Source organism: Nostoc sp. T09 (genome assembly GCF_002154695.1).
Classification (GTDB): domain Bacteria; phylum Cyanobacteriota; class Cyanobacteriia; order Cyanobacteriales; family Nostocaceae; genus Aulosira.
On record NZ_MTAV01000138.1, the window covers coordinates 1 to 1,309 of the forward strand.

1 protein-coding gene is annotated in these 1,309 nt (G+C 35.8%); it reads left to right on the top strand.

Annotated features, from left to right (window positions below; genetic code table 11):
- Positions 1–235 precede the first annotated feature (235 nt).
- Positions 236–1,249, top strand: a complete 1,014-nt coding sequence (locus tag BV372_RS25730; RefSeq protein ID WP_086689336.1) for a transposase — start codon at positions 236–238, stop codon at positions 1,247–1,249.
- The last annotated feature ends 60 nt before the right edge of the window (positions 1,250–1,309 follow it).

Genomic DNA, 1,309 nt, shown 5'->3' on the forward strand with positions numbered 1-1,309 from the left:
TCAGGACTTACGCAACTGGCACAGGCGATCGCTAAATTTCAGTACATATGTATTGCATGATTGACACCACACGCAACTGGCACAGGGCGATCGCATTTATATAGTATTTAAGTACTATTAAAGCGTGGCTGATCAAGAGGGGCTTGGTAAAATTAGTAATAGTAATCGGTGTGTAAAGTCTTCTTTAAATCATGAGAAAATTAGTTGAGGATGCATAAAATAAATTCTCTAGTTTATGAGATTTACTAAGCTTAACTATTGCCAGTATTTGTTAAGTAGTCAAATTAATTATACCGTGACAAATTTGGCAGAACACTTAGAGCAGATTAGTCATGATAAAATTAACCGCTATCTCAAGAATGAAAAGTTAACACCACGTTTGCTTTGGGATAATGTTAAAGATATCATCCAACTGAGTGATGATGCCTATATAGTTTTTGATGATACAGTAATTGATAAACGATATGCTGTAGAAATAGAAATAACTAAACGGCAATATAGTGGCAACGAGCATAGAGTTATCCAAGGAATTGGCTTAATAAATTGTATATATGTCAATCATAAAATCGGGAAATTTTGGGTAGTTGACTATCGGATTTATGACCCAGACAGAGATGGGAAAACTAAAATAGACCATGTGACAGAAATGCTGCAAAACCTTGTTTATCATAAGGTTTTACCATTCCAAGCTGTCTTGATGGACAGTTGGTATGCAACAAATAAATTAATGTTATACATTGATGGGTTAGGAAAATATTATTATTGTCCACTGAAACGTAATCGACTTGTTGATGATACAGCTGGTCTTGAGGATTATAAAAGAATTGAATTGTTATCTTGGAATGAAAAGGAGCTGAAATCAGGTAAAATAATTAAAATAAAAAAGTTCCCATCTGCTAAAAAAGTGAAACTCTTCCGGGTAACTGTTTCAACCGACAGAACGGATTTTATTGCTACAAACGATTTCTCTCAAGATTCTACGGACGTTGTACAAAAAGTGTGTAAGGTTCGATGGAAAATTGAGGAGTTTCACCGCGAAATAAAGCAATTGACTGGCATTGAATCATGTCAATGCCGTAAGGGACGTATTCAAAGAAATCATATTGCTTGCGCTATTTTAGTCTGGCTTCGACTTAAAAATTTAGCTTATAAAACTGGTCAAACAATCTATCAAATTAAGCATGGGTTGTTATCAAATTATTTAGTTGAGCAACTAAAACGTCCTACTGTTCCCATGTTTATCGCATAGCTGCTTGGCGCTCGGCGCGGTGTAGCCGCGCCATTGCTTGTGACAGTTGCGTAAGTCCTG

Bases quoted from the DNA above. Each gene is read 5' to 3' on its own strand.
- BV372_RS25730 (WP_086689336.1), top strand. From the start codon at position 236: ATGAGATTTACTAAGCTTAACTATTGCCAGTATTTGTTAAGTAGTCAA.